General features: G+C 73.1%; 1 protein-coding gene and 1 pseudogene. Both read left to right on the forward strand.

Annotated elements, in window-relative coordinates; all coding sequences use genetic code 11:
• Positions 1–212, forward strand: a pseudogene (locus tag P0Y31_RS18560) (nucleotide sugar dehydrogenase); the annotation flags it as partial.
• Positions 213–214: 2 nt separating this feature from the next.
• On the forward strand, positions 215–823 hold the full coding sequence (locus P0Y31_RS18565; RefSeq protein ID WP_275872154.1) for an acyltransferase: 609 nt from the start codon (positions 215–217) through the stop codon (positions 821–823).
• Positions 824–970: the final 147 nt, after the last annotated feature.

Below are 970 nucleotides of genomic sequence, written 5' to 3' on the forward strand. Positions count from 1 at the left end.
GGGAGCTGGAGGGCTTCGGCTGGGAGGCCTACGAGCTGGGCCAGCCGGCCGACGTGGTGGTCGTGCAGGCCGACCACGCCGACTACGCGGGCCTGGGCAAGGAGGAGTTCCCGGGGGTGCAGGTCGTCGTCGACGGCCGCCGCCTGCTGGACCGCGACCGGTTCGACGGGGTCCGCTTCCTCGTCGTCGGCCAGGCCGAGCAGGAGCGCTGACCATGGCGGTGCGGATCGTGGAGTCGGCCGATGTCTCGGCCGACGCGCAGATCGGTGACGGCACGTCGGTGTGGCACCTGGCGCAGGTGCGCGAAGGCGCCCAGCTGGGGAAGAACTGCGTCGTCGGCCGCGGCGCCTACGTCGGCACCGGGGTGCGGATGGGCGACAACTGCAAGCTGCAGAACTACGCGCTGGTCTACGAGCCGGCCGTCCTCGAGGACGGGGTGTTCGTGGGGCCGGCGGTCGTGTTCACCAACGACCACTACCCGCGCGCGGTCACCCCGGACGGCGCCCTGAAGCGCGGCGACGACTGGGAGGCCGTCGGCGTGACGGTCCGCGAGGGCGCCTCGATCGGGGCCCGCGCGGTCTGCATCGCCCCGGTGACGGTGGGTCGATGGGCGCTGGTGGCGGCCGGGTCCGTGGTCAACCGCGACGTGCCCGACTTCGCCCTGGTCGCCGGTGTTCCCGCCAAGCGGCTGCGCTGGGTGGGCCGCGCCGGGGTGCCGCTGGAGCGCGACCCCGACGGCGGCGAGAGCAGCTGGGTCTGCCCGAAGACCGGACAGAAGTACATCGAGAAGGACACCGACACCCTCGTGGAGGCTGAGCAGTGACGACCCCTGGAACGACCGGAACGACTGGGACGGACGAGGCGCTGGAGTTCATCCCGCCGGCGAGGCCGATCATCGGTGACGAGGAGCGGGCGGCGGTGGACCGGGTGATGCGCAGCGGGATGCTGGCGCAGGGCCCGGAGGTGGCGG

The sequence above is a fragment of the Knoellia sp. 3-2P3 genome (assembly GCF_029223115.1).
Taxonomy (GTDB): Bacteria; Actinomycetota; Actinomycetes; order Actinomycetales; family Dermatophilaceae; genus Pedococcus_A.